25 protein-coding genes are annotated in these 25,781 nt (G+C 72.3%); 12 read left to right on the top strand and 13 right to left on the bottom strand.

Annotated features, from left to right (window positions below):
* The first annotated feature begins 16 nt into the window (after positions 1 to 16).
* Together ABD466_RS26210 and ABD466_RS26215 are read left to right on the top strand one after the other, a co-directional pair.
* Positions 17 to 1,180 carry a sensor histidine kinase gene (locus ABD466_RS26210; RefSeq protein ID WP_344659831.1) on the top strand — a complete coding sequence of 388 codons (1,164 nt, stop codon included), beginning with the start codon at positions 17 to 19 and terminating at the stop codon, positions 1,178 to 1,180.
* Complete coding sequence (locus ABD466_RS26215; RefSeq protein ID WP_344659832.1) at positions 1,177 to 1,854, top strand: response regulator transcription factor; 678 nt, start codon at positions 1,177 to 1,179, stop codon at positions 1,852 to 1,854. The genes ABD466_RS26210 and ABD466_RS26215 overlap by 4 nt, the downstream gene beginning before the upstream one ends.
* On the opposite strand, the gene ABD466_RS26220 is transcribed toward ABD466_RS26215, so the two are convergent.
* Both ABD466_RS26220 and ABD466_RS26225 read right to left on the bottom strand, forming a co-directional pair.
* Positions 1,833 to 4,319 carry a right-handed parallel beta-helix repeat-containing protein gene (locus ABD466_RS26220; protein WP_344659833.1) on the bottom strand — a complete coding sequence of 829 codons (2,487 nt, stop codon included), beginning with the start codon at positions 4,317 to 4,319 and terminating at the stop codon, positions 1,833 to 1,835. The genes ABD466_RS26215 and ABD466_RS26220 overlap by 22 nt on opposite strands.
* A 219-nt stretch (positions 4,320 to 4,538) precedes the next feature.
* Positions 4,539 to 5,087, bottom strand: coding sequence for a zinc-binding dehydrogenase (locus tag ABD466_RS26225; RefSeq protein ID WP_344659834.1), 549 nt, complete (start codon positions 5,085 to 5,087; stop codon positions 4,539 to 4,541).
* A 21-nt stretch (positions 5,088 to 5,108) separates the two neighbouring features.
* Here ABD466_RS26225 and ABD466_RS26230 point away from each other — a divergent pair, with 21 nt between their 5' ends.
* Positions 5,109 to 5,318, top strand: coding sequence for a YegP family protein (locus tag ABD466_RS26230; RefSeq protein WP_344659835.1), 210 nt, complete (start codon positions 5,109 to 5,111; stop codon positions 5,316 to 5,318).
* Between the two features lie 22 nt (positions 5,319 to 5,340).
* On the opposite strand, the gene ABD466_RS26235 is transcribed toward ABD466_RS26230, so the two are convergent.
* Positions 5,341 to 5,715 carry a hypothetical protein gene (locus ABD466_RS26235; RefSeq protein WP_344659836.1) on the bottom strand — a complete coding sequence of 125 codons (375 nt, stop codon included), beginning with the start codon at positions 5,713 to 5,715 and terminating at the stop codon, positions 5,341 to 5,343.
* A gap of 376 nt (positions 5,716 to 6,091) precedes the next feature.
* Between ABD466_RS26235 and ABD466_RS26240 the strand changes: the two genes are divergently transcribed.
* The 5 genes from ABD466_RS26240 to ABD466_RS26260 are packed head-to-tail and all read left to right on the top strand — an operon-like array spanning position 6,092 to position 9,632.
* Entirely contained in the window at positions 6,092 to 7,405 is a 1,314-nt protein-coding gene (locus ABD466_RS26240; protein ID WP_344659837.1) for a sensor histidine kinase, read from the top strand.
* 17 nt (positions 7,406 to 7,422) lie between these two features.
* On the top strand, positions 7,423 to 7,809 hold the full coding sequence (locus tag ABD466_RS26245) for a roadblock/LC7 domain-containing protein (RefSeq protein WP_425558742.1): 387 nt from the start codon (positions 7,423 to 7,425) through the stop codon (positions 7,807 to 7,809).
* Positions 7,806 to 8,204, top strand: coding sequence for a DUF742 domain-containing protein (locus ABD466_RS26250; protein ID WP_344659839.1), 399 nt, complete (start codon positions 7,806 to 7,808; stop codon positions 8,202 to 8,204). Before ABD466_RS26245 ends, ABD466_RS26250 begins: the two co-directional genes overlap by 4 nt.
* Positions 8,185 to 8,835, top strand: a complete 651-nt coding sequence (locus ABD466_RS26255; protein ID WP_344659840.1) for a GTP-binding protein — start codon at positions 8,185 to 8,187, stop codon at positions 8,833 to 8,835. The genes ABD466_RS26250 and ABD466_RS26255 overlap by 20 nt, the downstream gene beginning before the upstream one ends.
* A gap of 11 nt (positions 8,836 to 8,846) precedes the next feature.
* On the top strand, positions 8,847 to 9,632 hold the full coding sequence (locus ABD466_RS26260; protein ID WP_344659841.1) for a hypothetical protein: 786 nt from the start codon (positions 8,847 to 8,849) through the stop codon (positions 9,630 to 9,632).
* Positions 9,633 to 9,851: 219 nt separating this feature from the next.
* Here ABD466_RS26260 and ABD466_RS26265 read toward each other — a convergent pair whose 3' ends face one another.
* Genes ABD466_RS26265 through ABD466_RS26275 form a run of 3 tightly spaced genes read right to left on the bottom strand, consistent with a single transcriptional unit; the run spans position 9,852 to position 12,091 of the window.
* A complete protein-coding gene (locus ABD466_RS26265; RefSeq protein WP_344659842.1) occupies positions 9,852 to 11,066 on the bottom strand; it encodes an MAB_1171c family putative transporter in 1,215 nt (404 codons plus the stop codon).
* A 9-nt stretch (positions 11,067 to 11,075) separates the two neighbouring features.
* Positions 11,076 to 11,585 (bottom strand): hypothetical protein, encoded by a 510-nt coding sequence (locus ABD466_RS26270; protein ID WP_344659843.1) that lies wholly within the window; start codon positions 11,583 to 11,585, stop codon positions 11,076 to 11,078.
* A 50-nt stretch (positions 11,586 to 11,635) separates the two neighbouring features.
* A complete protein-coding gene (locus ABD466_RS26275; protein ID WP_344659844.1) occupies positions 11,636 to 12,091 on the bottom strand; it encodes a helix-turn-helix domain-containing protein in 456 nt (151 codons plus the stop codon).
* Positions 12,092 to 12,277: 186 nt separating this feature from the next.
* On the opposite strand from ABD466_RS26275, the gene ABD466_RS26280 reads away from it, so the two are divergent.
* The 4 genes from ABD466_RS26280 (at position 12,278) to ABD466_RS26295 (ending at position 17,660) form a co-directional block, all read left to right on the top strand.
* Positions 12,278 to 12,790, top strand: coding sequence for an SflA family class IV lanthipeptide (locus tag ABD466_RS26280; RefSeq protein WP_344659845.1), 513 nt, complete (start codon positions 12,278 to 12,280; stop codon positions 12,788 to 12,790).
* A gap of 13 nt (positions 12,791 to 12,803) precedes the next feature.
* Positions 12,804 to 15,266: a class III lanthionine synthetase LanKC N-terminal domain-containing protein gene (locus tag ABD466_RS26285; protein WP_344659846.1), complete on the top strand. Its 2,463-nt coding sequence runs from the start codon at positions 12,804 to 12,806 to the stop codon at positions 15,264 to 15,266.
* 121 nt (positions 15,267 to 15,387) lie between these two features.
* Positions 15,388 to 16,266: a helix-turn-helix domain-containing protein gene (locus ABD466_RS26290; RefSeq protein ID WP_344659847.1), complete on the top strand. Its 879-nt coding sequence runs from the start codon at positions 15,388 to 15,390 to the stop codon at positions 16,264 to 16,266.
* Positions 16,263 to 17,660 carry a condensation domain-containing protein gene (locus ABD466_RS26295; RefSeq protein ID WP_344659848.1) on the top strand — a complete coding sequence of 466 codons (1,398 nt, stop codon included), beginning with the start codon at positions 16,263 to 16,265 and terminating at the stop codon, positions 17,658 to 17,660. The genes ABD466_RS26290 and ABD466_RS26295 overlap by 4 nt, the downstream gene beginning before the upstream one ends.
* 99 nt (positions 17,661 to 17,759) lie before the next feature.
* Here the strand turns inward: ABD466_RS26295 and ABD466_RS26300 are convergent, their stop codons facing one another.
* The 7 genes from ABD466_RS26300 to ABD466_RS26330 are packed head-to-tail and all read right to left on the bottom strand — an operon-like array spanning position 17,760 to position 25,548.
* Entirely contained in the window at positions 17,760 to 19,037 is a 1,278-nt protein-coding gene (locus ABD466_RS26300) for a condensation domain-containing protein (protein ID WP_344659849.1), read from the bottom strand.
* 8 nt (positions 19,038 to 19,045) lie between these two features.
* Positions 19,046 to 20,431 (bottom strand): condensation domain-containing protein, encoded by a 1,386-nt coding sequence (locus ABD466_RS26305; protein ID WP_344659850.1) that lies wholly within the window; start codon positions 20,429 to 20,431, stop codon positions 19,046 to 19,048.
* Positions 20,432 to 20,480: 49 nt separating this feature from the next.
* Complete coding sequence (locus ABD466_RS26310; protein ID WP_344659851.1) at positions 20,481 to 21,479, bottom strand: UDP-glucuronic acid decarboxylase family protein; 999 nt, start codon at positions 21,477 to 21,479, stop codon at positions 20,481 to 20,483.
* Positions 21,476 to 22,438, bottom strand: coding sequence for an ATP-binding cassette domain-containing protein (locus tag ABD466_RS26315; RefSeq protein ID WP_344659898.1), 963 nt, complete (start codon positions 22,436 to 22,438; stop codon positions 21,476 to 21,478). Before ABD466_RS26315 ends, ABD466_RS26310 begins: the two co-directional genes overlap by 4 nt.
* A gap of 23 nt (positions 22,439 to 22,461) precedes the next feature.
* Positions 22,462 to 23,226 (bottom strand): ABC transporter permease, encoded by a 765-nt coding sequence (locus ABD466_RS26320; protein WP_344659852.1) that lies wholly within the window; start codon positions 23,224 to 23,226, stop codon positions 22,462 to 22,464.
* Positions 23,210 to 24,385, bottom strand: a complete 1,176-nt coding sequence (locus ABD466_RS26325; RefSeq protein ID WP_344659853.1) for a glycosyltransferase — start codon at positions 24,383 to 24,385, stop codon at positions 23,210 to 23,212. Before ABD466_RS26325 ends, ABD466_RS26320 begins: the two co-directional genes overlap by 17 nt.
* Positions 24,382 to 25,548: a methyltransferase domain-containing protein gene (locus ABD466_RS26330; RefSeq protein ID WP_344659854.1), complete on the bottom strand. Its 1,167-nt coding sequence runs from the start codon at positions 25,546 to 25,548 to the stop codon at positions 24,382 to 24,384. Before ABD466_RS26330 ends, ABD466_RS26325 begins: the two co-directional genes overlap by 4 nt.
* Between the last annotated feature and the right edge of the window lie 233 nt (positions 25,549 to 25,781).

Consider the following 25,781-nt stretch of genomic DNA (forward strand, 5'->3'; position numbering starts at 1 on the left):
CCCTGATACTTGGCCCATGGCGATCCGGCTGCGACCGCGCACCATCCGCATGCGGCTGACGCTGCTCTACACGGCGCTGTTCCTGCTCTCCGGGCTCCTGCTGCTGTCCCTGGTGCTGTTCCTGTTGTTCCGTCAGCCGATCCTGGTCACGTTCGAGCCGGACGCGCCCCCGGTGAAGCTGCTCCCGGGCCTGGACCCCTCGCGGTTCGTCGAACCTCCGCCGTCCATCCCGAGGGCCGTGGAGGTCTCCCCGACCTGGGACACCGTCCGGTCGGCGGTGGCCCAGTCGGCCGTGGTGCTGGCGCTGATGGGGGCGGCGTCGGCGGTCCTGGGCTGGATCGTGGCCGGGCGGGTGCTCAGCCCCCTGCGGACGATGACCGCGCGGACCCGCCGGATCTCCGAGCACAATCTGCACGAGCGCCTGGCGCTGTCCGGGCCGCGCGATGAGCTGACTGAGTTGTCCGACACCGTGGACGGCCTGCTGGCCCGGCTGGAGTCGGCCTTCGAGGCGCAGCGCCGCTTCATCGCCAACGCCTCGCACGAGCTGCGCACCCCGCTGGCGATGATGCGCACCTCGGTGGACGTGGCCGTCGGCAAGCCCGGCCGGCCCGGCGAGGTGGACGTGCTCGCGGGCAAGCTGCACGAGGGACTGGACGCCGCCGACCGGCTGCTGGAGGGCCTGCTCCTGCTGGCCCGGGCCCAGAACGACGGCCGCGCGGAGGCCGACTGGGTGCCGGTGGCGTTCCTGGCCGCCTCGGCGCTCCGCGCGCGCTCGGCGGCGGTGGCCGAGAAGCGGCTGACCGTCGAGCACACCCTCGGCGCCGGGGCCGATCCGCTGATGGTGTGGGGCAACCCGACACTGCTGGCCAGCCTGACCGAGAACCTGGTGGACAACGCGATCCGGCACAACGAGCCTGACGGGTTCCTGCGGATCACGGTGCAGCCGCGCGGTCCGTACGTCCCGGCACGGCTCGTCGTGGAGAACGGCGGGCCGGTCCTGGGCCGGGACCGCGTCGCCCTGCTGGGCCAGCCCTTCCAGCGGCTCGGCGCCGACCGCACCTCGCGCGACGGCGCCGGCCTCGGCCTGTCGATCGTCGCGGCCATCGCCGCCGCACACCGCGGCAGGCTGCTGTTGTACGCCCGGCCGGAGGGCGGGCTGCGAGCGGAGGTGGAGCTGTGAGAGTCCTGGTGGTCGAGGACGTCCGCCGTCTGGCCGACGACATCGCCGAGGGCCTGCGCGACCAGGGCATGGCCGTGGACGTCGCCTACGACGGCCTCACCGCCTCGGAGAAGGTGGCGGCGACCGCGTACGACGTCGTGGTGCTGGACCGCGACCTGCCCGGGCTGTCCGGCGACCTGCTGTGCCGCCAGATCGGGGAGTCGCCGGACCCCGCGATGGTCATCATGCTCACCGCCGCCGGCTCCCCGGGCGAGCGCGTCGCGGGCCTGCGCCTCGGGGCCGACGACTACCTCGCCAAGCCCTTCCACTTCCCCGAGCTCGTGCTGCGCGTCAGGGCCCTGGCCCGCCGCCGCCCCTCGGCCAAGCCCAGGATCCTGCGGTACGGCGACATCGAGCTCGATCCCGCGTTGCGCACCGCCGCCCGGGCCGGCATCCCGCTGCGGCTGTCCCCGAAGGAGTTCGAACTCCTCGGCGCCCTGCTGGAAGCGGCTCCGGCCCCGCTCAGCGCGGAGCACCTGCTGGAGAAGGTCTGGGACGAGAACGCCGATCCCTTCACCCGGACCGTCTCGGTCACCGTCGGGCGCCTGCGCCGCAAGCTGGGCCCGCCCGAGGTGATCGAGACGGTGGCCGGGGCCGGATACCGGATCGGGTCTCAGACCACGGCGATGTCGTAGCCGTCGTTGTTCGCCCCGTTCGGGCCGAGCGTCACCGTCCCGGCCGCGAACGCCTTGCCGAACACCTCGAACGTCCGCGTGGTCCCGTTCTCGTCGTCGGTCAGCGTGGTCCCGGTGTCGCTCCAGGACGCGTCCATCCACGGCCGCTTCCCGGTCCGCGTGTCGACCGCCAGGTACACCGTCGCCGCCCGGCTGACGGTGAACGAGACCAGCGGATCGGTGGTGACCGTCTTGGAGTTGTTCGCCACGCGGACCCAGTCCGCCCCGATCAGCGCGGTGGGCAGCGTGGCGACGGTGTAGGTGCGGTCGCCGTAGATCGGCACGCCGACCTGCAGGTTGGTCTGGAGCGACCAGTTCGCGGCGTTGGCCGGGTCGTGCACCGTCAGGCCGGACAGCGCCAGCCGCGTGACGCCGGGGACCGGCGGCAGCGGAGCCTGCACCCACCGCAGGATGTTCTGGTACGCCGCCTCGATCCCGGCGCCGGCCGTGATCGACGCCGGGACGCCGGACGCGCCGGTGATGGTGGTGTTGTTCGCGACCGTGACCCCGCCGCCGGTGGTGTAGCCGGAGGGGTTCTGGAAGAAGTTGTCCTCCACATCCGTCGGGTCGTACGTGGTGGTCGCCCCGGGCGCGTAGTCGTTGTGCCGGGAGGCCCAGGCCTGCGCGCTGGGGTTGTTGTAGACGGCGTTGCCGGTGATGGTCTCGAACGTGCAGCCGTTGTCGGTGTAGATGACGTGGCCGCTGCCCGTCTGGTCGTGGATCAGGTTCCCCGTGACGTGCTCCCCGGTGGCCAGCGAGGTGCCGGTGATGCCCTGCGTGTAGATCGCGCCGCCGTCGTTCAGCAGGCTCATGTGGTCGAAGATCAGGTTGTTCGAGATGGCGTTGTCGTGGGAGAAGTTCGCCTGCGGCGCCTCCTTCTCCTTGTCCGGCCAACCGCCCCAGCCCTGCGAGATCGCCGTGTACGGCGTGTGGTCGACCTGGTTGTGGCTCACGGTGTCGTTCGCGGTGTAGCCGGAGTCGATGCCGATACCGCCGCGGAACTCGACCGGGACGTCGAACACGTGGTTGTCCGTGACCGCGTTGCCGGAGGTCTGCGAAGCCCCGGTGGCCGTCGGCAGGTCGACGTTGCCGATCTGGATCCCGTTCCCGGAGACGTCGGTGACCACGTCGCCCTTCACCACGTCGTTCTGCGAGCCGTCCCCGAGGGCCAGGCCCGCGGCGCCCAAGTGGACGAAGGAGTCACCGGTGAACTGGATCTTCTGGTCGTAGGTGAGCGAGACGTTGCCGGGGATCTGGGTCCACGCCGCGTACGGGCAGGTCCCGAGCGTGTAGGCCGGCGGCGGGACATGACAGAGCCCTTGCGAGGCCGCGCCGTTCGCACCCGTCACCTGGTAGTTGGCCTGGATCTCGGAGAAGCCGTCGCTGGTGCCCTGCGTGTGGAACTGCGGGCCGAGCCAGGTCGCGTAGGAGAACTGGATGCCGTTGAAGACCACGTTGTGCAGCGGCGCCGAGGCGGTGCCGCCGCCGGTGACCAGCTTCTCCAGCACCGGCACCTCGACGTCGGCGGTCGCCAGGTTCTCCCCGGGGCGCGGGACGTAGTACAGCTTGCTGTCACCCTGGTCCAGGAACCACTGACCCGGCGTGCTCGCGCCGAGGAACTGGAAGGCGTTCTCCACGCTGGTCGGCTGCTCGGTGATGGAGCTGCGGCCGACCAGGTTGTAGGCGCGGCCGTCCGGGAACGAACCGGCGCGCGCCGTGGAGTTGGTCCAGCACGGCTGCGCCATCGTCACCGCGTCGCCGCTGAACGACGCCACCGGGCAGCGCGGCTCGGTCCAGGCGCCGAGCCCGCCGCGGTAGACGAACTCCAGCTGCGGTTCGGCGCCGCTCGGGTTGCGCCACGCGGCCATCGTGGTGCCGCCGCCGCTGTAACCGGAGCTGTTCTGGCCGGTGAGCGCGTTCGGCAGGGCGCCGTTGGCGCGGGCCGCGCGCACCCCGTTGACGTAGAGCTGCCGGGTCTGCAACCCGGACGGGGCCTGCGCGACCCAGATCGGGCTGCCCGAACTCATCCGCTGCCAGCCGGTGACCTGCGTGGAGCCGGCCAGGACCGGGTGCGCCCCGGCGTCGGCGGTCCACACCACGTAGTGGCCGTTGGTTCCGGAGTCGGCGGCGGTCAGGGCCAGCGGGGCGCCCATGCGGTAGAAACCGTCCTCCAGCACCACGGTGACGTCCGCGGCCATGTTCTGGTTCAGCATCCTGACCAGGGACTGGGCCCTGCCGACGGTCCGCACCGGGGCCGCCTGCGTCCCCGGGTTGCCGTCGTCGCCGCCGGGGGACACGTAGACGTTCCCCGCGACGGCGGCCGGGGCGCCGCTGGCTTGGCCCGCGGCCAGGATCCCGGCGGCCGCGAGCAGGGAGGCGCACGCGGCGCCGACGGTCAGGCCTCTGATGCGCTTGCTCCGCTTCATGGGGCGGAGTGAAGCAAACATCGGAGCACACGGCAACCGTCGCGGGCGTTTTTTCCGAAACACGCGCGAGGGTTGCGATCATTCATCCGATGTCTTAGAAAGCAGGGGAGGGCGTTAACAAACTTAACTCATATGAGGGGTCCGCGATGGGGAGACGCTCGCGAGGAATCAGACTGTGGGCGGCGGTCGCCGTCGCGGCGTCCGCTGACCTGGACGCGGTCACGGTGAGCTGAGGGCGGGCCGCAACAACACCGCGCCGACGGTGGTGCGGTCGGCGAGCTCGGTATGGGCCTTGGCGGCGCTCTCCAAGGCCCATACCGCGTGGATCCTCGGCGTCAGCCGGCCCGCCGCGAGTTCCCGCAGGGCGCGTTCGGCATCGGCCCGCTGAGCGGCGGCGGGCTTGTGGAAGGCGATGCCGGCGGCCCCGACGATCGTGAGGCCACGGCGGCTGATCACGGCGGTGTCCAGCGTGGTCCACTCGCCGGAGGCGAAACCGTAGGTCCCGAACCGGCCCGCGCCGTCCCGCAGCACCGTCAGCGCTCCCGCGCCGACCTCGCCGCCGACGGCGTCCAGTGCCACGTCCGCGCCTCCGGTCGCCTCCCGGACCTCCGCAGGCCGATCAGGCTTCGAATATTTGAAAGCCCGTTCCCTCGTTCCCGCGCGTTCCCCGATCCCGCGCCTGGCGCGTCCCACATCCGGACCTCTCCCGGTGCGAGGCCGTGGGCGGCGGCCGAGACTGGGAGCGTCCGGGGCCCGGCGGGCCCGCACGGTTGAGCGAAAGGGCGCGAGATGGCCGGCAAGTTCGAGGTGTACAAGGACAAGGCGGGCAAGTTCCGGTTCCGGCTCAAGGCAGGCAACGGGCAGATCATCGCCACCGGCGAGGCCTACGAGTCCAAGACGGCGCTGATGAACGGCATCGAGTCGATCCGCAGCAACGCCGCGATGGCGGAGCTGGTCGACATGTCGGACGCGCCGGCGCCCGCCGCCATGCAGCGGTAGGGGCCGGCGCGGCGTCGGGCGGCTACAGCTCGACGTTGTCCGCCAGGGTCCGGAGCTGGTGCCGCGACAGGGCGAGGTTCGCCCGGGTGCGGTCCAGCGCCAGATAGAGGAACAGGCCGCTGCCCGAACGTGAGGTCAGCGGCCTGATCAGGTGGTACTGGCGGCCCAGGGATATCAGGATGTCCTCGATCGTGTCGTTCATCTTCAGCATGTCCATGGTGCGCATCTTGGCGCGCACCACCTCGGTGTTCCCGGCGGCGGCCACCGTCAGGTCGAGCTCCTTGGAGGCCGAGACCTCCCCGAGGGTCATGCCGCTGCTGTAGTCGACCAGGGCGGCGCCGATCGCGCCCTCCATGGTCATGGCCTCCTTCAGCACGGCGTCTACGCTCATCGACATGGTCTGCTCCTTCGCTGCTCGGCCTCGGCCTGAAGTGGTGCGGGGACGTCGCGTCGCCGACCGCCCCGCGGATCCGGTGGTGGCGACACGCGCGGCGGCCGGCCCGCGGGAGGCCGGGGCGCCTGGTTCCGGTTCCTGTCGGCCGGGTTTCTTCCGTTCTGGCACTCTTCACCGCCTTCGTTGACGGACACCTTGTCGGTGCTTCCGCCCCGGGCGGGGGGCACTGGCCGCCATGTCCTCAGGAAGTCCCATCGATGCCCGGTGCGACCTGGCGTAAGGGGTGGCGAAGCCTGGCGCTGCGGGGATTCCGGGTCTCGGTCACCGGATTGTGGGATAGGGATTGGTACCTCCCCACTCCGTCCTGCCGAGGAGGCCAGTGCGTAATCCCCATTCCCACGCCCAGCAGTTCCCGGCGGGCCGGGCCGCCAGGGCGGTGACGACCGCCGCGCTCGGCTCGGCGGCGGTCACCGCCACGTTGTGGAGTGCGGGGGCGGATGCCGCCGCCCTGCTGTTCGCCGAGGCCGGGCTGTGCGCGGCCGCGGCGGCCTGCCGTGTCTGGGGGCGGCCGGCCGGCCGGGCGCCGGAGGCCGGCGGGACATCCGCCCCCGCGAGAACTGTGAGACCCGCGACGAACGGCGACGCCAGGCGGGGGTCGCCCTCCCTGAAGTCGAGCTCTGATACGGACCCCGGCTCGGTTCCCGGTTCCGGCGCCGACCCCGGTTCCGGCCTGTCCCAGAGCCCTGCGTCCGCCCCGGACCCCGAGCGCGATGCGGCCGCCGCCTACGTCGGCATCGCGCGCCGCATCCAGGCCACCGTGAACCAGGAACTGGCCGACCTGCGGCGGATGCAGGACCGGCACGGCGACACGCCGGAGGTGTTCGGCGACCTGCTGCGCCTGGACCACGGCGTCTCGCTGATCGGCCGGCTCGCCGACAGCCTGGCCGTGCTCGGCGGCGCCGGACCCGGGCGGCGGCGGACCCGGCCGGTGGACCTGCTGGACGTGGTGCGCGGGGCGCTGTCGCGGATCGTCGAGTACCCGCGGGTGGACGTCGAGGTGTCCGCCGACACCGCGGTCGCGGCCGCCGCCGTCGAGCCGGTGGTGCACGCGCTGGCCGAACTGCTGGACAACGCCACGCGCTACTCGCCGCCGGACACCCGGGTGCGGGTCGGCGCCGAGCGCGGACCGGGGGAGGAACTGGTGATCGTCGTCGAGGACGCCGGGGTCGGCCTGAACGCGGCGGGATACCGGCACGCGTGCCGCGTCCTGGCCGGAGCACCCGGCGCGGGGGAGGACCCGATCGGGCCGGGCGGCCCGACCCGGCTCGGCCTGACGGTGGTCGGCCGCCTGGCCCGCAGCACCGGGTTCGAAGCGGCCCTGGACCGCGGCCGCGCCGGCGGCACCCGCGCGACCCTGCGGCTGCCGGCCGCTCTGGTCACCGTGCCGGTCCATGCCGAGCCGCCGCCGGAACCCGCGCCCCGTCCCGTGCCGCGCCAGGCCGCGACGTGGGACCCCGGCGCGGTCGGCCCCGGGGGCCTGCCGCAGCGCCGGCGGCACACCACCGCCCCACCGAACGCGGGGCCGGTCGTCTCCGGCCCCGACACCACCTCCCCCGAGACCACCGTGCCGGGCCCCGGCGCGGGGCAGTGGCTGGGCGCCTTCATGGGCGGAAAGGACGGCGGCCGATCGTGAGCGCGGACCGGCAGAACATGGACTGGATGCTCAAGAATCTGATGAACGAGGTGCCGGGCACCCGGCACATCGTGGTGCTGAGCGCCGACGGCTTCCGCCTCGCGCAGTACGCCACCGACGACGACACCGCCGACCGGCTCGCCGCCGCGTGCTCGGCCCTGCAGAGCCTGTCGTCGGCGGTCGCGGCGGAGTTCGCGCACAGCGGTGCCATGCGCATGGTCGTCATCGAGTACGCCGGCGGGTTCTTCTATCTCATGGCGGCCGGGCCCGGCGCGTTCTTGGCCACCCTCGCCGACGCCGAGGTCGACCCCGGGCTGATGGGGGAACGGATGCGGGACCTGGTCGGACGGCTCGGCGAGCACCTGGCCGCCTCGGCACGGACCGGCACGCCGCCGTCCCGGTGACCGCCGTGGACCCCCGGCGCCGTCCGGGCGCGGCCCACCGGGCCGCCGCCGACTCCGAGCCGCTGGCCCGGACCTACGTCATCACCCAGGGGCGCAGCGGCGCCGGCCCGCGGCGCCGCTTCGACCTGGTGACCCTGATCCTCGCCGCGGCGGGGGCAGCAGACCGCGCCGTACCCGGCCTGATGCCCGAGCACCGGGCGATCCTGGCGCTGTGCCGCCGCCCGCTGTCGGTCGCCGAGATCGCCGCCCACCTGCGGCTGCCGTTCAGCGCCGCGGTGGTGCTGGTCGGCGACCTGGTGGACGCGGGCCTGGCCGCCGAACGCCGCCCGGCCCGCGCCGCCGCGGTGGACCCGGCTCTGCTCCGGGAGGTGATCAATGGCCTCCAACGGCTCTGAACCGCCGCCGGCGCTGGCCACCACCACCGCGTCGGCCCTGAAGGTCGCGGTGGTCGGCCCGGTCGGCGTCGGCAAGACCACCCTGGTCACCTCGGTCAGCGAGATCAAACCCCTGACCACCGAGGAGTACATGTCCTCCGACGCCGACCGCGCACAGGCCCGCGGCGTCGACAAGCACTCCACCACGGTCGCCATGGACTTCGGCCGCATCAGCCTCAGCGACCGCCTGGTGCTGTACCTGTTCGGCACCCCCGGCCAGGAGCGCTTCTGGTTCCTGTGGGACGGCCTGGTCACCGGCGCGCTCGGCGCCGTGGTCCTGGTCGACGTCCGCCGCCTGGCCGAGAGCTTCGACGTCCTGGAGCGCCTGGAGAAGCGCGGCGTGGCCTTCATGGTCGCCGTGAACCGCTTCCCCGACGCCCCGGTGCATCCGCTGCCGGAGCTGCGCGCCGCGCTGGACCTGCCGGGGGCCGTGCCGATCGTGTACTGCGACGCGCGGGACCGCGACTCGTGCCGCGAGGTGCTGCTGACGTTGGCGCGGTACCTGTTGGTCTTGGCGGAGCCGGAGCCGGAGCCAGAGCCGGAGCCCGAACCGGAACCTGAAAGGGAGGCAGAGCCCGAGGCGGCCGTGTGATACTCGCGGCTGTGACGACGTATTACTGGGACGCGACCACGTTGGCCTCGCCCGAGCTGGTCGTGGCGCAGACGATCCTGACAGGGGCCCGCGACGGTGACGTCGTAGCGGCGTTCCACCTGCTGCTGCGCAGCGGCGAGCGCGTGCCGGTCGCCATGGCCGTGGCCTGGTTCCAGTACGCCGAGGCCCAGGCCAGATGGGGCGTCGACAACCCGTACGAGGCGGCCGCGGCCGAGGTCCTGGAACGTGCGCGCTGGCTGTTGCGGTTTCCGCCGATGCCGGCCGCGGACAGCGGTGCGGTCCGGGACGAGGCCGACCATGCCAGCGCGCTGCTGGCCATGACGAACCTCGCCGAGGCGCAGGACGCGGACCTCATCGCGGACGTGATCGAGCGGTCGTCCGAACCCGAGGTGCTGGCGAACGCGGCATGGGCGGCCGGCGGGCCGCTGGAGCAGGCCGATGCGCCGGAACCGAGGCTGGTCGAGGCGATCGGCCGGCGGGCGGGGGACCGGACCCTCGATCCCCGCATTCGCGCGGAACTCCTCGGCGCGCTCCGCTTCGCGGACTGCGAACGCGGTGCCGAGATCGCTATGCGGCTGGCCGAGGAGTCCGACGTCGAGATGCAGGTCGCCGCCGCGCAGGTGCTTGCGGCGGCACACCTGGCGACGCACCGGCCCGTCGTCGAGCGCCTGCGCGCTTCGTGGCCTGCCGGGACGATCGGCGTCGGGAACGTCGACCTGCTACTGGAGGACCAGGAGGACCAGGAGGACCTGGAGAACGACCTGCCGCGAACGTGATCGTCGCGGTGTTTTCCGTCGCGGGTTCGAACACGTGGCCCGCCGAGGCCGCCAGCGTCGACGCCATGGACGCGTCCCCGCCGCCGCCACCGCTACCGCTACCGCTACCGCTACCGCTACCGCCGGAGTCTTCCTGCCGGGCTTGCTCTTCCCAGAACCCCCCTACGGGGAGGCTCCCTTCCGGGCCAGCACTGTCAGCGCGGCCGGTTTAGCCCCGGCTCAGCCTTCCTCCTCCCGCAGACGCGCCATGACCAGCGGGATCAGCGGCGATCGGCTGAACGCCCACGCCACCCGCGACAGCCACAGGACCTCGGAGTCCAGGTCGGTCAGCACACGCGCGGAGTCGCCGGTCGGGACCTCGGCGACGTCCGTGAAACGGCGCCCGCGGCGCATGTTCTCCAGCGCGGTCGCGATCGTCGCGGCCTCCAGCAGCGCGTCGGACGGTTCCGGGGCGCGGGGATCAGCCGTCTGGACGATCTCCGCGACCCAGGCGGACACCGCGGGGTGATGATAAGGACGCAGTACCAGGCGCCCGTCATGGATCTCGATGACCCGGCGGTACAGTGCGAACTCCAGGCGCAGCCTTCCGGCCAGGCGCGGGCGCGCCGCTTGGGGGAACGCTATATAAGGCATCGCCTTCCGCAGCGCCGACCACAGGGGGCCGAGCAGCCAGTAGCAGCGGCACAGCCGGAACCAGCGGGCGGTCGCCGAGAGCGTCGCATCCGAGCGGCCCAGCACGGCGCCGGTCGCGACCAGCGCCGCGCACAGGGCGCCCAGGCTGTTCGAGACGACGTCCTCGCTGCCGTCCTGGCGGCCGGTGCGCAGCATGCCGGCGATGTCGTCGTACGACCACAGCGTCCACAGCATCCCGGCGCAGATCGCGGTCAGGATCAGGCGCACCCCCCAGCGCAGGGCGCGGGTCGCGGCCAGGTCGGCCTGGGGGAGCAGGGCGAGGAAGAGCTCGGCCAGGGCCCACAGCGCGTAGCCGGCGAACAGCGCCACCCGCAGCGCCAGCAGCCAGCGGCCGGACGCGGCGGTGGCCAGTTCGCCGTCGGCGCTCAGGCGGGGCCGGGCCCCGAGCAGCAGCGCCAGCATCGCGAGCTGGACCAGTACGGCCACCGCCAGGTGCCCCCACGGCCGGCGGCGCAGGCGGCGGCGCGGGTTCAGGGCGCAGGCCAGGAGCATCAGGAAGCTGATCGCGGCGGTGCGGACGGCGTCGCCGGCGGCGATCACGGCGAGGCCGGGCGCACCGGCGCGGGTCAGGGCGTGGACGGTACCCGGGGCGAGCAGCGCCAGCGAGCAGCCCTCGCACAGCGCGAACGTCAGGCCGGCCCGGCGGATCGGGCGGCGGGCGCCGCGCCGCTCCACCGCGGACATGCCCGCGGCCAACAGCACCAGGACCGTCGCGCCCAGGTAGGCGGCGAGGTCGGACATCGGGGCCGGTCAGGCCTCGCGCAGACCGAACATCGTCGCGACCCGTGGGCGGGGCGCCCGGGCGCGGGCGCAGGACGAGCGGTCCTGGGCCACGCGGTGATGGATGAGGGAAGCGATGAGCTCCGCCTCGCGCTCCTGCGGCTCGCTGTAGACGGTGCGGCCCAGAACGCTCTTGATCAGCGCCGGCGACAGGTGCGGCAGCAGCACGGACGGGCCGATCGCGGACGCCGCCCCGCCGTCGTGCCCGCGGAGCAGGTGCGCGGCCTCGTGCAGCAGGATGTGCCGCCGGTGCATCGCGGTGGTGTCGCTGGAGTAGATGATGACGTCGGCGCGCAGGGTGGTGACCAGCAGGCCGCAGGGCCGGTCCGGGCGGAAGGGCAGCGGGATCAGCTCGATCGGCCGCCCGCGCTGTTCGGCGAGCGAGGCGATGAAGCTCTCGGCGTCGAACGGATCGGGCAGCTCCAGCCGATCCACGACCGCACGACATCGGCGCCACAGTTCGATCCGGCCGTTGCCCATCCCCACAGGCCACCTCTTCCGCGCCGGCTCCGCGGCCGGACGATTCCGCGTCAGTCTTCCTCGATGCCGCCCCTGCCGTGCGTGCGCGTCTTCCCCTCGTGCCGCACCAGGACGTCGATCATGTCGTTGAGTGTGTCGATACCCTCCGGAGACAGCGTGAGCGCCCGCAACGCGACACTGCGCACCCCGGCGTCCCGCAGCACGCCGAGCAGCTCCAGCTCCCGCGTTATGGCAGCTCCCTGATCATCGTCGAAAAAGTAGGCTACCGGCACTTGGAAGAACTGCGCCAGCGCCTCGAGGTGCCGTTTCGTGGGGTTGTCCCTGCGCCCGGTCCGCAACTGCCAGACATACGTGGCAGAGAACGTCTCCCCGGTCGCCTCCCGGCAGGCCTTGGCGACCTCCTCGTTCGTGAACGTCTCCCGGTCGGGCCGCCGCACGACCTGGAACAGCGTTTCGATCTTCCCCGCGAGCGTCGTCGGCCCGGCGGGCGCGTCGCCCTCTGCCACCTGAACGAACCCCCTCGATCGATACAAACCCCGCTTGCCCCGGTACCGCGTACATGCTAGTCGATGGGACATCAGCGGTTGTGAACAATCTGCCGGGTCTTGTCAGCCAGGATGAATTGGCTTACGTTCCCAACGGGTCAGAACACTGGCTCTTCCAAGATCCCTCCCACCCTTCGGAGGAAGTCCATGCCCACTGCCACCATGAATGTCCGCGACGCGCTCAAGATGGACGTCGTCAGCGGCGGCGCCAAGATGAACGTGCGCGACGCGTTGAGCATGAACGTGCGCGAGCTCAACCTGAACGTCCGCGACTCCTCGCTCAAGGCCGAGGTCGTCAGCAGCGGCGCGAAGATGAACGTGCGCGAGTCGCTGCGGATGAACGTCCGCGAGTCGGCCAAGGCCGAGGTCGTCAGCAGCGGCGCGAAGATGAACGTGCGCGAGTCGGCCAAGGCCGAGGTCGTCAGCAGCGGCGCGAAGATGAACGTCCGCGAGTCGGCCAAGGCCGAGGTCGTCAGCAGCGGCTTCGCCGAGGTCGTCAGCAGCGGCTTCGCGAAGGTCGTCAGCAGCGGCTTCGCCGAGGACCTGTCCGTCCTGGACGAGGTCGTCAGCTTCGAGGACGACACCGAGGCCGGCGAGCACCTGGCCTGCCTGGCCCGCCCGTGGGTCACCGCCACGACGCGTTTCCTGTGCGACCGGTAGGCACGACCGGCCGATGACCGACGCCGCCGCGGGCCGCCGTCAGTGGTCCGACGACACCTGGGTGTACCTCGACGATCCGCGGATGCCCGCGGTGGCGCACGGCTGGAAGCTGCACATCTCGGCCCGGCCCGCGGCGCTGGAGGATCTCCTCGCCCGGGTCGGGCCGGTGCTGGAACGGCACGTCTGCCACGCGAAGCACGCGCTGGACGCGGACGTCCTCAGAGACCTGAACTCCGGCCGCCGCACACCGGCCTCGGTCGGCAAGGCCGTCACCGTCTACCCGGCGCCCGGCATGGTCGTCGCCGTCGCCGCCGACCTGGTCGACGCGTTGCGCGGAACCGAGGGCCCGCCCGTCCTCAGCGACCTCCGGGTCGCCGAGGACGCCCCGGTCTACTACCGCTACGGCCCGTTCGAGGCCACGTATCGGACCGGTGCCGGCGGGCGCATGGAATCCGTCATGACGGGTCCTGACGGACAGCTCTTCGACGGCCTGGCCACGGGGCGCTATCGCTGCCCGCCGTGGGCGCGGGACCCGTTCCGCCCGGAGCCGGAGCCCGGCCGGACGACCGCCGAGCCGGCGCGCGCCGCCGCGGCCGAGGCGGTGCTGGGCGGACGTTACCGGGTCACTTCCGGCATAGCCCGCGCGGCGCACGGCAACGTCTACCGTGCCGTCGACCGCGACACCGGTCTGGAGGTCGTGCTCAAGCAGGCCCGTCCCTATGTCGGCGAGGACGAGTCCGGCCGCGACGCGCGCGATCGGCTGCGGCACGAGGGCACGGTCCTGCTGGCGCTGGACGGCGTCGCCGGGGTTCCGGCGTTCGTCGACTACTTCCGGCACGGCGCCGACGAGTTCCTGGTGACGACCGACTGCGGCGGCCCGAACCTGCGGCGGGAGGTGATGCGCAACGGCCCCTTCCGTGTGGGCGCGGCCGGCCGCGACCCGCTCGACCTGGCCGACCGCCTGCAAGCGATCCTCGACCGCGTGCACGAACGCGGCGTGGTGGTGCGCGATGTGAAGCCGGACAACATCGTGCTCGACGCCTCCGGCGACTGCCATCTCGTCGACTTCGGCGTCAGCGCGGTGGACGGCCGCGGCCCGGCCGGCGCGACGCCCGGCTACACCGCCCCGGGCGTCCCCGACGCCGGCGCCGATCCGGAACGCGACCGCTACGCCCTCGGCGTCACCCTGGGGTTCGCCGCCACCGGTCTGGACCCGGTCCTCATCGACGACTCCACGGCGGTGAACCGCGACCGCACCCTGGCCGGGCTGGAGGCCGCCCGGGTCGATCCGGCGGTGCTCGGCCGTATCCGGACCCTGATGAAGGTCTCCGATGCCGTCCGCCGGCCGCCGGTGGTCGACGACGAGCTGCTGGACGCGATCATCGCGCACACGGTGGCGTTCTGCGTGGCGGCGGCGCGGGAGACCGTGTGCGACCCCTCGGCGCCGATCGACCTCTACGCCGGCAGCGCCGGCCTGGGCTTGGAACTGCTCCATCACCGGGAGCAGCCCGGTGTCGCCCAGGCCGTCGACATGCTGGCGAACTGGACCGTGCGGCAGTCGCGGGAGCTGTCGGCCGGTCTGTACTCCGGCCGGACCGGTGTGGCGCTGTTCCTGCAGCGCGCCGGCGTCTCCTATCGCGACGAAGACCCTTGGCCGGCTGATCGGCCCGAGGGCGGGCCCCCCGAGGCCGACCTCATCGAGGGGGCGGCCGGTGTCGGCCTGGGCCATCTGCTGCTCGCGGACGGCGCGGCCTCCGGATCCATCTCCGCTGACGGGCCCGATTCCCGTGTCGCCGAGCACCATCTGGCGGTCGCGGCCGAGTGCCACCGCCTGGTGACCACCGGCGCCGCCACCTTGACGCCCGTCGACGCCGCCCAGTCGGGCACCGCCGCCTTGGCCGAGGGGATCGCGCACGGCGACGCCGGCGTCACCTCCTTCCTGATCGAGTACGCGCACCTCACCGGCGAGCCCGGCGCCCTCGCGTCCGCCCGCCTGTCGGCGGAGCGTCTCGCGGTCCTGACATCCGACCTGCTCCTGCGGGCCCTGCGCCCCGAGGCGAGCCGCCGCTACGGATCATGGTGTCGTGGCCTGGCCGGCATCGGCACGGTGCTGCTGCACGCCGGCGAGCGGCTGGCCGAGCCCCTCTACGTCGAGCTCGCGCAGCAGTGCGCTGATGTCTGTGTCCGCATCGCGCCGTGCATGCCCCAGGTGATCCAGTGCTGCGGCCTGGCCGGCGTCGGGGACTTCCTGGTCTCCGTCGCCGCGGCCACCGGCGACCGGAGGCGCTGGGACCAGGCCTTCGAAGTGGCCCGGCTGATCCTGGCGCGCAGCGGCGGCCCGTGGTCGAGCCCCGATTTCCCTGACGTCGAACTGACCGGGTCCAGTGCGGGATGGGCCGGAGGTTCGACGGGGGTGCTCGGCTTCCTGCGCCGCCTGCGCGATCGCGGCGGCCCGCGGCCGGTTTCGGCGACCTGACAACTAATGTGAATAAGAGTCTTCACTTCATTCACTTCAGTTTACAGGCGCGGCCGTGACCAGTAATGTCGAGGGCTGATGTAGTGCGAACACACGTGTCAGGGAAAGCGGATCGAGATCCATGACTGAACGCGCGACCCTGCGCCAGCGCAGGATCGGAGCGGCGTTGCGCGCACACCGCGTCGCCGCCGGGCTCACCTTGGAACGGGTGGCCCGCAAGCTCACTCCCGCGGACGCGATGTCCGCGGCCAAGATCTCCCGGATCGAGAACGGACAGTACGCGGTCAATCCGCATGACGTCCGGGCCCTGTGCCGGGTGTACGACCTGGAGCCCACGGTCACCGACGAACTGGTCGAACAAGCCTCCCAGGCGCTGCGGCGCGGCTGGTGGCAGGAAGGAGAGGCCGGGTCGCTGCCGGCGCCGCTGCGACGGTATCTGGAATACGAGGACACCTGCGTCGAGATCGACGTGTTCGCCCCGGTGTTCGTCCCGGACATCCTGCAGACCGCCGCCTACACCAGGATGCTGATAGCCGGCCTGTGGCCGGACAAGCAGCCGGGCGAGCGGGCCGCGCTCGCCTCGGTGCTCACCCGGCGGCAGTCGCGGTTCGCGGTCGACGAGGGCCCGAAGGTGCAGGTCGTGCTGGACGCGCACGCCGTGCTCCGGTCCTGGGGCGACCGGTCGGTCGCGGTGCGGCAGGCCGCGTACCTGCTGGAGGCCTCCCGACATCCCCGGACCGACGTCCGGGTCATCCCGGACGGGAGGGTCTACCCGGGCGCGCACACCGGGTTCACGTTGATGACGCTGGGCGCCGGGGCCAGGAAGTCCGAGCACGTCGGCTTCGTCGGCGGCGTCGTCGGCTGGTGCCTGGTCGACGGCGTCGACGAGATCGACCGCTACGCGCAGACCTTCGAGCAGCAGCGGGCCGCGGCGCTCGGCCCGGACGAGACCCGGCGGTGGCTGCGGCTGGCCGTCAAGAGCATGGGCGGCGTCGGATGACCCCCACGTTTCCGAAGCCCTCCGAGCTCGCGACCGCCTCGCGCCACCTCGTCGACGTCCCGTTCGAGGGCGACGGCGCGGCCACCGGTGCCCTGAACTGGGGTCAGCAGCACATCCTCGGAGCGATCCGGAACCTCGGATCGCCGATGAACATGTGCGCTGTACGCGAACTGACCCCTCCTGCCTCCGTTCAGGACTTCGCCGACGAGCTGCGCTTCTATCTGGAACGTTTCCAGGCCATGCGGACCCTGCTGCGCTTCAGCCCCGATGCCCCACCGGTGCAGGAAGTGCTGGCCGCCGGCCTCGCCCCGCTGGAGGTCGTCGACCTGCCGGCGGACGCCGACGCCGCGCGGGCCGCCGCCGAGCTCGTCGCCGAGCACGAACAGCGCCCGTTCGACGACGAGAACGAACTCCCGATCCGGATGGTCCTGGTCCGCCGCGACGGGGTCCTGACCCATCTGGTGACGGTGCTCAACCACTTCGCCACCGACGGCGCGGGCGCCTTCGTCATGTACGAGGACTACCTGCGGCGCGATCCGGTGACCGGAGCGGTTCCGGAGCCCGTGCGGACGCATCCGCTGGACCTGACCGCCCAGCAGGCCTCCCCAGCCGGGCGGCGGCAGAGCGACGCGTCCCTGCGGTACTGGGAGAAGGCTCTGACCTCGCTGCCGCCGACCGGGCAGCCGGCGCCGGTCGAACGGGAAGGCGCGCGGTACCGGCGGGTGGCGCTGCGCTCGGTCCCGATGATGCTCGGCGCGACGAGGATCGCCCACCGGCTGGAGTGCGACGTCAGCGCGGTGCTGCTGGCGCTGTTCTCGACCGCGCTGGCCCGGGTCACCGGGACGCGGCCGGCCGCGGCGCAGATGCTGGTGAGCAACCGCTTCCGGCCGGGCATGGCCGACGTCGTCGGCAACGTCAGCCAGACCGGGCTGTTCGTGGTCGACGTCGCCGGCGCGACCGTCGACGAGGTGGTCGACCGGGCGCAGCGGGCGGTGACCCGGACCTACAAGCACGCGTACTTCGATCTGGCGCAGTGGCGCGAGCTGCTCGCCGACGTCGAGCGCAAGCGTGGCGAGCCGCTGGCACTGTGCTACTACAACGACCGGCCGTCGCAGCGCAGCGGCACCGCTCCGGGGCGGGAGCCGAGCGCGGAGGCGGTCAGGGCCGCCGCGGCCGTCCCGACTCCGGCGACCTGGACCGAGCTGCCGTTCTTCAACGAGCGGCTGATGGTGACCATCGACAACGTCGACGAAGCCGGCGATGCGATACCGCTGTTGGTCTACGCCGACACCTGGCACGTGCCTCCGGAGGACATGGAGGCGTTGGCCCGCCTGATGGAGTCGCTCGCGGTGGCGGCGGCTTGCGACCCCGGAACACCGACCGGGATCGTCTGAAACGCGCCCGCGGCCGGGGACTGCGCTCAGTCCCCGGCCGCGGGCGTTCGTCTTCTTCCGAAAGTCCTGCGGGTTCGCTTCCCCCAGCAGCACCGCCTCCTACACCGTCGCCTCCCGCACCGCCTCCAGCCCGGCGGCGGCGAGCAGCGTCCGCTGCAGGCTGTCCATGATCGCGGCCAGCTTCGTCTGGTCCACGTCCGGCCGGTTGCAGCGCACGATGCAGTCGATCGTGTCGATGGCGCGGACGATGAGGTAGAACCCCGGCCCGAAGTTCCGCGCCGGCGGGGCGAACTCCAGATGCGACGGCCGCTGCTCGACGGCCGGCGCGAATCCCGGCGGGGCCAGGATGGCGTTGAGGTTGAAGCCCTGGTCCACCGGCGGGTCGGCCTGCTCGAAGAACTCTTCGCGCACCCGGTTCACCACATCCGGGTCGCAGACGCTGTTCTTCATGCCGGTCAGCGCCTTGCCGTTGACCTTGGCGGCCAGCTCGGCGAAGGTCTCGGTGCCGTCGAAGTCCAGCAGGAACGGCGCCCACTGGACCAGCGAGGTGACGGTGCCGGCGGTGGCCGAGTCGAAGCGGTTGGCCGAGATCGCCATCATCAGCACCGCCGTGCGCCCCATCACCTCGCGGACCGCGTGGTAATAGGCCGCCGTCACCACTGTCTGCAGGCTCACGCCCAGCTTTGCCGCACCGGCGTGCGCCACCTGCAGCGGAATGCCGGTGGTCAGCGTGGCGCCCAGCATCTCGCCGTTCGGCGTGTCGTCCGTGCGCCGCGGAGCGGCGTCCAGGGTGCGGCGCCAGTGGCGCTCGGCGGCGCGCAGCCGGTGGGCGCCTGCGCCCTGCTGGTCCAGAGCCATCGCGATGGGCTGCCCGGACGGCGGCGGCAGCTCGTCGCCGGCCAGCAGCGCGTGGAAGTCGTCCTGCATGACCAGGGAGGCGGCGCCGTCGGCGGCCATGTGGTGGACGACGTACAGGACCTGCTTCGGGACGCCGTCCTCGGTGATGATCCAGGCCCGCCACGGGATCCCGTGGTGGATGTCGAGCTCTTCCTGGTACTTGGTGGCCAGCAGCTCCGGCAGCTCGGCGATGTCGGCCACGCCGCGCTCGACGCGTTCGAGCACCTCCTTGGCGTCGTGCGCGCCGATGAACTGCAGCGGGGCGCCGGAGTCGTCGATCGCGTAGTTGGTCCGCAGCGACTCGTGGCGCATGGCCAGGTCGCCGAGGGCGCGCCAGACGTCCTCCACCTCGCACGCGGTGCGGATGTCCCAGACCAGCGGCTGGAGGTTCGCCTCCCACCGCCGGTCCGGGGGCATGCGCTCCACGTCGCGGTACACCGACAGCTGGCCGATCGTCATGGGGTACGTCGTCGTATCCACCGGACTCCTTAATCGATGGTGCTTTCTCGTGATGCGGGGACGCCGGTGGGGTAGCCGGGGTCGAACGCGGCGGCCAGGAGGATCTCCTCCATGGTCCGCAGCAGGCGGACCTGTTCGCCGGGGGTGAGGGCCTGGGTGTCCGAGCGGAGGGTGAGGTTGACGGTGTCGGGGCTGCCGTTGACGTCCAGGTAGGCCGCGACGTCCGGGCCCTCGGACCGGATGCCCCAGGTCAGGCTGGACAGGGCGACGGCGTCCCACATCTCCGGCGCGGTCGGTGCCTGCTCGGTGGCGGCGGTCGGCTGTGCCAGGGTCTTGCGGCGGTCGTTGAAGTAGACCTGCAGGTCCAGCGTCTCCCCGCGGTCCTTCTCCACCTTCTGGCGCATCTCGGCCAGGCGGCGCGGGTCGTAGTAGGCGTTCTTGCCGGTGGCGATCTGCCCCTGCCAGGTGCGTTGCACGGCCTCGTCGAAGGTGCAGCCGCCGACGTCGATCACGCACAGCCCGGGCTGGGCGATCACCGAGACCGAGCGGCCGAAGTCCGGACGGAAGCGGTTGCTGACCACCATGCGCATCACGCTCGGGTTCACGCCGCTGATCCGGGCCAGCGCCACCGCGTAGGCGGCCTGCAGGATCGGGCCGCTGTGCAGGCCGGTGCGGGCGCTGATCGCGCTGACCGCCAGGTGCGCGGCGCGCGAGTCGTAGGTGCAGTCCCACCACCGCGGCTCCTGGGGCTCGTGCGGCCCGTTCAGCCGGCGGGCCGGGATCTCCCGCAGCCAGTGCTCCCAGTAGCGCAGCGACGCCTGCTGGGCCCGGGCCGCCGCCGGGGTGCGCTGTTTGCGGGCCAGCTCCATGGGCTGGATGCCGCGGCGCGGCCCGAGCACCTCGCCGGTCTCCCGGTCCAGGTTCTCCAGGTCCCCGACCAGTGCGTCGAAGCCGTAGGCGTCGATCACCATGTGCGGGTACATGGCCACGAAGTGGTCCGGGACGCCGTCGCTGCGGATCACCGCCATCCGCACCGGCCAGTCCTCGCCGATGTCGAAGGGCTCGAACTCGTAGCGGGCCCGGATCGCCTCGGCCTGTTCGGCGGCGTCCTCGCCCTCCTCGAGGTCGTAGACCTCCAGGCCGATCTCGCCGGACGCGGACAGCACCTGCATCGGCTGCCCGTCGGCGTCGGTGCGGATCCGGGTGCGCAGCGACTCGTGCCGGCTGACGAGGAAGGCCAGCAGCCGCTGGAGGTGCTCCAGCGTCGTGCCCTCCTCCAGCCGCATGGCGCCGCCGATCATGAACGGGCTGCTGAAGCCCTGCATGGCGCGCCAGATGGTCCACTGGCCCCAGGTGAGCTCCTCGGTCCCGGAGCCCTCGCCGGAGAAGGGCACCATGATCGTGTGCTGCTGCATCGCCGGTCACCGTCCGTGAGTCAGGGGGATGCCTGTGGTCCCCGCGGCTTTATCGGGGTTCTGCCATAACCTGGGCGCTCGGGGTGTGAGGCGCCGCCACCTGGGCGGCGAACCAGTCGATGGTGGCCGCCAGCCCCTTGTCCAGGTCCACCACCGGCGCCCAGCCCAGCACCTCGGCGGCCCGCCCGATGTCCGGGCGCCGCAGGTCCGGGTCGTCGCCGGGGCGCGGCACGAACCGCGTGGGCGCCGTCGAGCGGCACAGGTCGCGCACCCGCTCGGCGAGCTCCAGGATGGTCATCTCGGCCGGGTTGCCGATGTTGATCGGGCCCGGATGCCCGGAGCGGGCCGCGGCCAGGATGCCGGCCACCGTGTCGTCGACGTAGCACAGCGACCTGGTCTGGCTGCCGTCGCCGGCGACCGTGATCGGCCGCCCCGCCAGCGCCTGCGTGATGAACGTGGGCACGGCGCGGCCGTCCAGCGGCCGCATCCGCGGGCCGTAGGTGTTGAACAGCCGCACGATCACGGTGTCGAAACCCAGGTGCTCGCGATGGGTCGCGGTCAGCGCCTCGGCGAACCGCTTGGCCTCGTCGTACTGGCTGCGCGGCCCGATCGGGTTGACGTTGCCCCAGTAGGACTCCACCTGCGGGTGCACCTTCGGGTCGCCGTACACCTCGGAGGTCGAGGTGAGCAGGAACCGCGCGTCCTTGCGCCCCGCCAGCTCCAACGCGTGCAGGGTGCCGTGCGCGCCGGCCTTCAGGGTGGCCAGCGGGTGCCGCGCGTAGTCGTGCGGCGAGGCCGGGGAGGCCAGGTGGAACACCGCGTCCACCGGCCCCTCGACGTCGAAGGGCTCGTTGACGTCGGCGACCACCAGCTCGAAACCGGGGTCGCCGGCCAGGTGCGCGACGTTCTCCGGCGAGCCGGTGAGGAAGTTGTCGACGCACACCACCGCCGCGCCGCCGTCCCGCAGGCGGTCGCACAGGTGCGAGCCCACGAATCCGGCGCCGCCGGTGACCACGGCGCGGCGGAGGGGGGAGACGGTGCCGCTCATGATTCCCGCAGTGAACGGCCGGTCTTGGTCAGGAACACGTCGTCCAGCGTCGGCCGGTGCACCTCGATGGTCGACGTCGCGATCCCGGCCTCCTCCAGCGTCCGCATGACCAGCGGCACCGCGGTCTCGCCGGCCTCGACCGCCAGCCGCACCCGGCCGCCGTCGCGGGTCTCGACCGCGCCGGTCAGGAAGGCCCGGCCGGTGAGGATCTCGCAGGCCTTCTCCGCGAACTCCTCGCCGACGCCGACCGTCACGACGTCGCCGGAGATCTCCCGCTTGAGCGCCTCCGGGGTGCCCTCGGCCACGATCGTGCCGCCGTCGATGATGGCGATGCGGTCGCAGAGCGCGTCGGCCTCTTCCAGGTAGTGCGTGGTGAGGAAGACCGTCATTCCCTCGGTGCGCAGCCGCCGCACCTCGTCCCACATGTGCGCGCGGCTCTGCGGGTCCAGGCCCGACGTCGGCTCGTCGAGGAACACCACCTTGGGGTCGTGGATGATGCCCAGGGCGATGTCCACGCGCCGCCGCTGCCCGCCGGAGTAGGTCTTGCAGGGCCGGTCGGCGTACTCGGTGAGCTGGAACGCCTCCAGCGCCACCGTGGTCCGCCGCTGCGCGTCGGCCTTGCTGATGCCGTGCATCCGGGCCTGCAGGATCAGCTCCTCGCGCGCCGTGGCGTCGTCGTAGGTGCTGCCGCCCTGCGCGATGTAGCCGATCGCCTCGCGCACCCTGGCCTGCTCGGTGCGCAGGTCGGCGCCGGCGATGGTGGCGTTCCCGGCGTCCGGCGGGATCAGCGTCGACAGCATCCGCAGGGTGCTGGTCTTGCCGGCGCCGTTCGGGCCGAGGAATCCGAAGATCTCGCCCTCGGCGACGTCCAGGTCGACCCCGCGCACGGCCTCGACCGTGGTGGTCTTGCGCTTCGAGCGGGTCTCGTAGCTCTTCTTCAGACCGGTGGTCTGGATGATGCCCATCGTCTCTTCCCCCTTTCTTAGCGGACCGAGCGTGCGAACTTGCGGCCGGACCACGCGATGGTGACGAGCGCCAGGCCGGCCAGCATCACCGCGGCCTTCCACACCGAAGAGTCGTCCGGGTGGCCGGTGAACAGCGACCGCATGCCGGTGACGGCCCAGTTGAAGGGGTTGCCGTTGGCGGCGTCGCGCAGCCACAGCGGCGCCAGCGCGATCGGCAGCAGCGTCCCGGACAGCAGCATCAGCGGCTGCGCGATGTTGTTGATCAGCTGGCCCATCACCGCCGGGTTCTTGATCTTCAGCGCCACGCCGTAGGAGAACGAGGAGCTGGTCAGCGAGATCAGGGCCAGGATGCCGTAGCCGATCAGCAGGTTCGGGATGGCCACCGTCAGCCCGAAGATCAGCGACAGCACCACGATGATGACCGCCTGGATCACCAGCACCACCACGTCCCGCAGCGAGCGCCCGAGCAGCAGCGCCACCCGGCTCACCGGGGTCACCCGGGCCCGCTCGACGATCCCGGCGGCCAGGTCCCGCAGCAGGTCGAAGCCCACGTACAGGCCGCCGGCCAGGGCCAGCGCGACCAGCATGCCGGGCACGTAGATCCGGTAGGCGTCGGCCTGCGAGTGCGCGCCCATCGGCGCCAGCGCCGGCTTCAGCAGCGGCGCGAACAGCAGCAGGTACACCACCGGCTGGGAGACGCCGAGCACGACCCACAGCGGCGAACGCCACATCAGCAGGATGTTGCGTTGGAAGATCAGCCAGATGTCACGCAGGACTTTCAAGGGGTTCCCTCACTCTCTCGGCGAGCCGGGTCAGATGGGCGGCCGCCGCGCCGGCGATGCCGGCCGCGGCGAACGAGGCGCGCACCCGCGCCGCGGCCGCGCGGTGGGAAGGGTCGTCGAGCACGGCCAGCAGCGCGGCGCGCAGGGCGTCCGGCCGCACCCGGGCGAAGCTCACCCGGCGGCCCGCGCCCGCGGCCTCGACCTGCGCGGCGTTGATCGGCTGGTCGCCCTTGATCGGGGCGACCACCAGCGGCACGCCGTGCGCCAGCGCCTCGCAGACGGTGTTCAGCCCGCCGTGCGAGACCACGGCGTCCAGGTGCGGCATCAGGTCCAGCACCGGCACGCGGGTGCGCACCAGGACGTGCTCGGGCGGATCCGGGACGGAGTCCGGGTCCGTGGTCAGGATCGCCTGGACCTTCTCGCCCAGCGGCCGCAGCGCCTCGACGGCGCGCTCGTAGAAACCGTGGGAGGCCTCCGCCGAGAGCGTGCCCATCGAGACCAGCACGTGCCGCCGGCCGGGGTCCAGCCAGTCCGTCGGGAAGTCGTGCGCCGGCGGCCGCGGCACCAGCGCCGGGCCGACCAGCACCGCGTTCTCCGGCCAGGCCAGCGGCCCGGTCAGCGCCTCGCCGGTGAACGCCAGCAGCAGGTGCGGCGAGAACCGCAGATCGTGCGGCGGTTCGCCGGGCAGGCCGGCGCTCGTCCACATCGCCGCCAGGTGGCCCTGGAGCCAGGCCTCCACCTTCGGCAGCGCGCGGTACGGACGGGTCAGCTCCATGGTGGTCACAGCCATCGACGCCCACGGCAGCCCGTGCCGGTGGGCCACGAGCGCGCCGGCGACAGCGTGCTGGTCCACCGCGAGCACGTCCGGCTGGAACGCCCGCACCGCCTTGTCTACGCCCTTCAGCGAGACCCGGCAGTGCGGGACGATGTACTCCTCCCACCGGGTCTTGGCCGCCGCCATCCCGCGGTCGGCCTGGCGCCGGTGCGGGCGCAGCGGGATCTGCTGGATCACCGCCTCCGGTCCGACCAGCGGCCGCAGGTACGACTCCGAGCCGGCCCAGGCGACGTCGTGGCCCTGCGCGCTCAGCGTCCGGGCCACCGCCGCCATCGGGTTCACGTGCCCGGTCAGCGGCAGGCTGACGAACAGGAAGCGGCTCATGCCCCGCCGGTCCGCTCCCGGCCCGCGCCGTCCCGGCGCGCGGTGACGAACCCGGCGACGTCGCCGACGGTCAGGGCGATGATCTCGTCCACGCCCAGCCCGGCCACGTGCGCGGCCAGGTCCACCCGGTCGCCGTAGCGCTCCTGCAGGGCCCGGCTCAGCGCGGTCAGCTCCACGCTCTCCAGTTCCAGGTCGCCGTCCAGAGTGGTGGCCGCGGTGATGCCCACGCTCCACGCGTCATCCTGGTCCAGCACCGTCTGCAGGATCTCGACCACCTCGGCCAGCGTCTGCGGGCTGGTGGCGGCCGGCTTCACCGCGCGCACCGCGCCGTAGGTCATGACGCCGGTGTCGAAGCCCTTCTTCATCAGCGGCCCGGCGTAGAAGAACCCGAGCACGTCCGCGCCGCGTTCGCGCGCCAGCTCGACCATCGTCGCCCGGCCCTGCTCCGGCTTCTTGACCAGCGCGAACTCCGGGTCCCAGGAATTGGCCACCGCGCGGCTCCAGTCCACCGAGGCCACCTCGGCGAACCCGGCAGCCAGGGCCATCCGCTCGTGCTCCTCCAGCGAGCAGAAACTCGGCATCACCTGGTGCTTCAGGATCTGGTCGACCAGGTTCCGCTCCTCGTCGTCCAGGGCGCCGTCGCGCACCGACCAGGTGGCGATCGCCAGCCGGCCGCCGGGCCGCAGCAGGCGGTGGACCTCGGCGAAGAACGCCTCCCGGTCCTCGATGTGCATCAGGCTCTCCACGGCCCAGACCACGTCGAAGGACTCGTCCGGGAAGCCGGTGCTCAGGGCGTCCAGCTGGTGGAACTCGGCCAGGTCGGCCAGGCCCGCCGCGCGCGCCTTCTCGGTGGCGCGCGCCGCCTGCTGGGCGCTCAGCGTCACGCCGACGACCGAGCAGCCCAGGGTCCCGGCCAGGTACAGCGCCGGGCCGCCGATGCCGCAGCCGACGTCCAGCACGTGCGCGCCCTCCGGCAGGCCGGCGTAGGCGACGAGCTCGCGCACCAGGCGGTCGGTGGCCTCGTGGCGGTCCGCGCCGTCGGCGCCGGGGCGTTCGCCCTCGTCCCAGAAACCGTGGTGGACGTGTTCGCCCCACAGTTCCTCGTACAGGTCGAGCGTCGTGTCGTAGTAGCGCTCGACCGCCGTGTTCATGTCAGCTTTCACCAATGCTCCAAGCTCCAATGAATGCAGGCGAATATGAGGGCTGAACGATCGGCAAAGACGCTAGCCCGGCGGCTCGACGACGGTCAATCCTGAAATTTTGCACGTCACAAGAGGTTGATTTCATGGCTCTGACCTGGTTCTTTCACTGGATCTTGGCGCGCTGCTTGACGATCGGCCAGCGGAGAGCCAAAGCTTGCGGAGCGCCCTTCGAAGGGGCTCGCAAAGCAGCGTTC

Origin of the sequence: Catenulispora subtropica, from assembly GCF_039531675.1 — a bacterium.
Classification (GTDB): Bacteria; Actinomycetota; Actinomycetes; order Streptomycetales; family Catenulisporaceae; genus Catenulispora; species Catenulispora subtropica.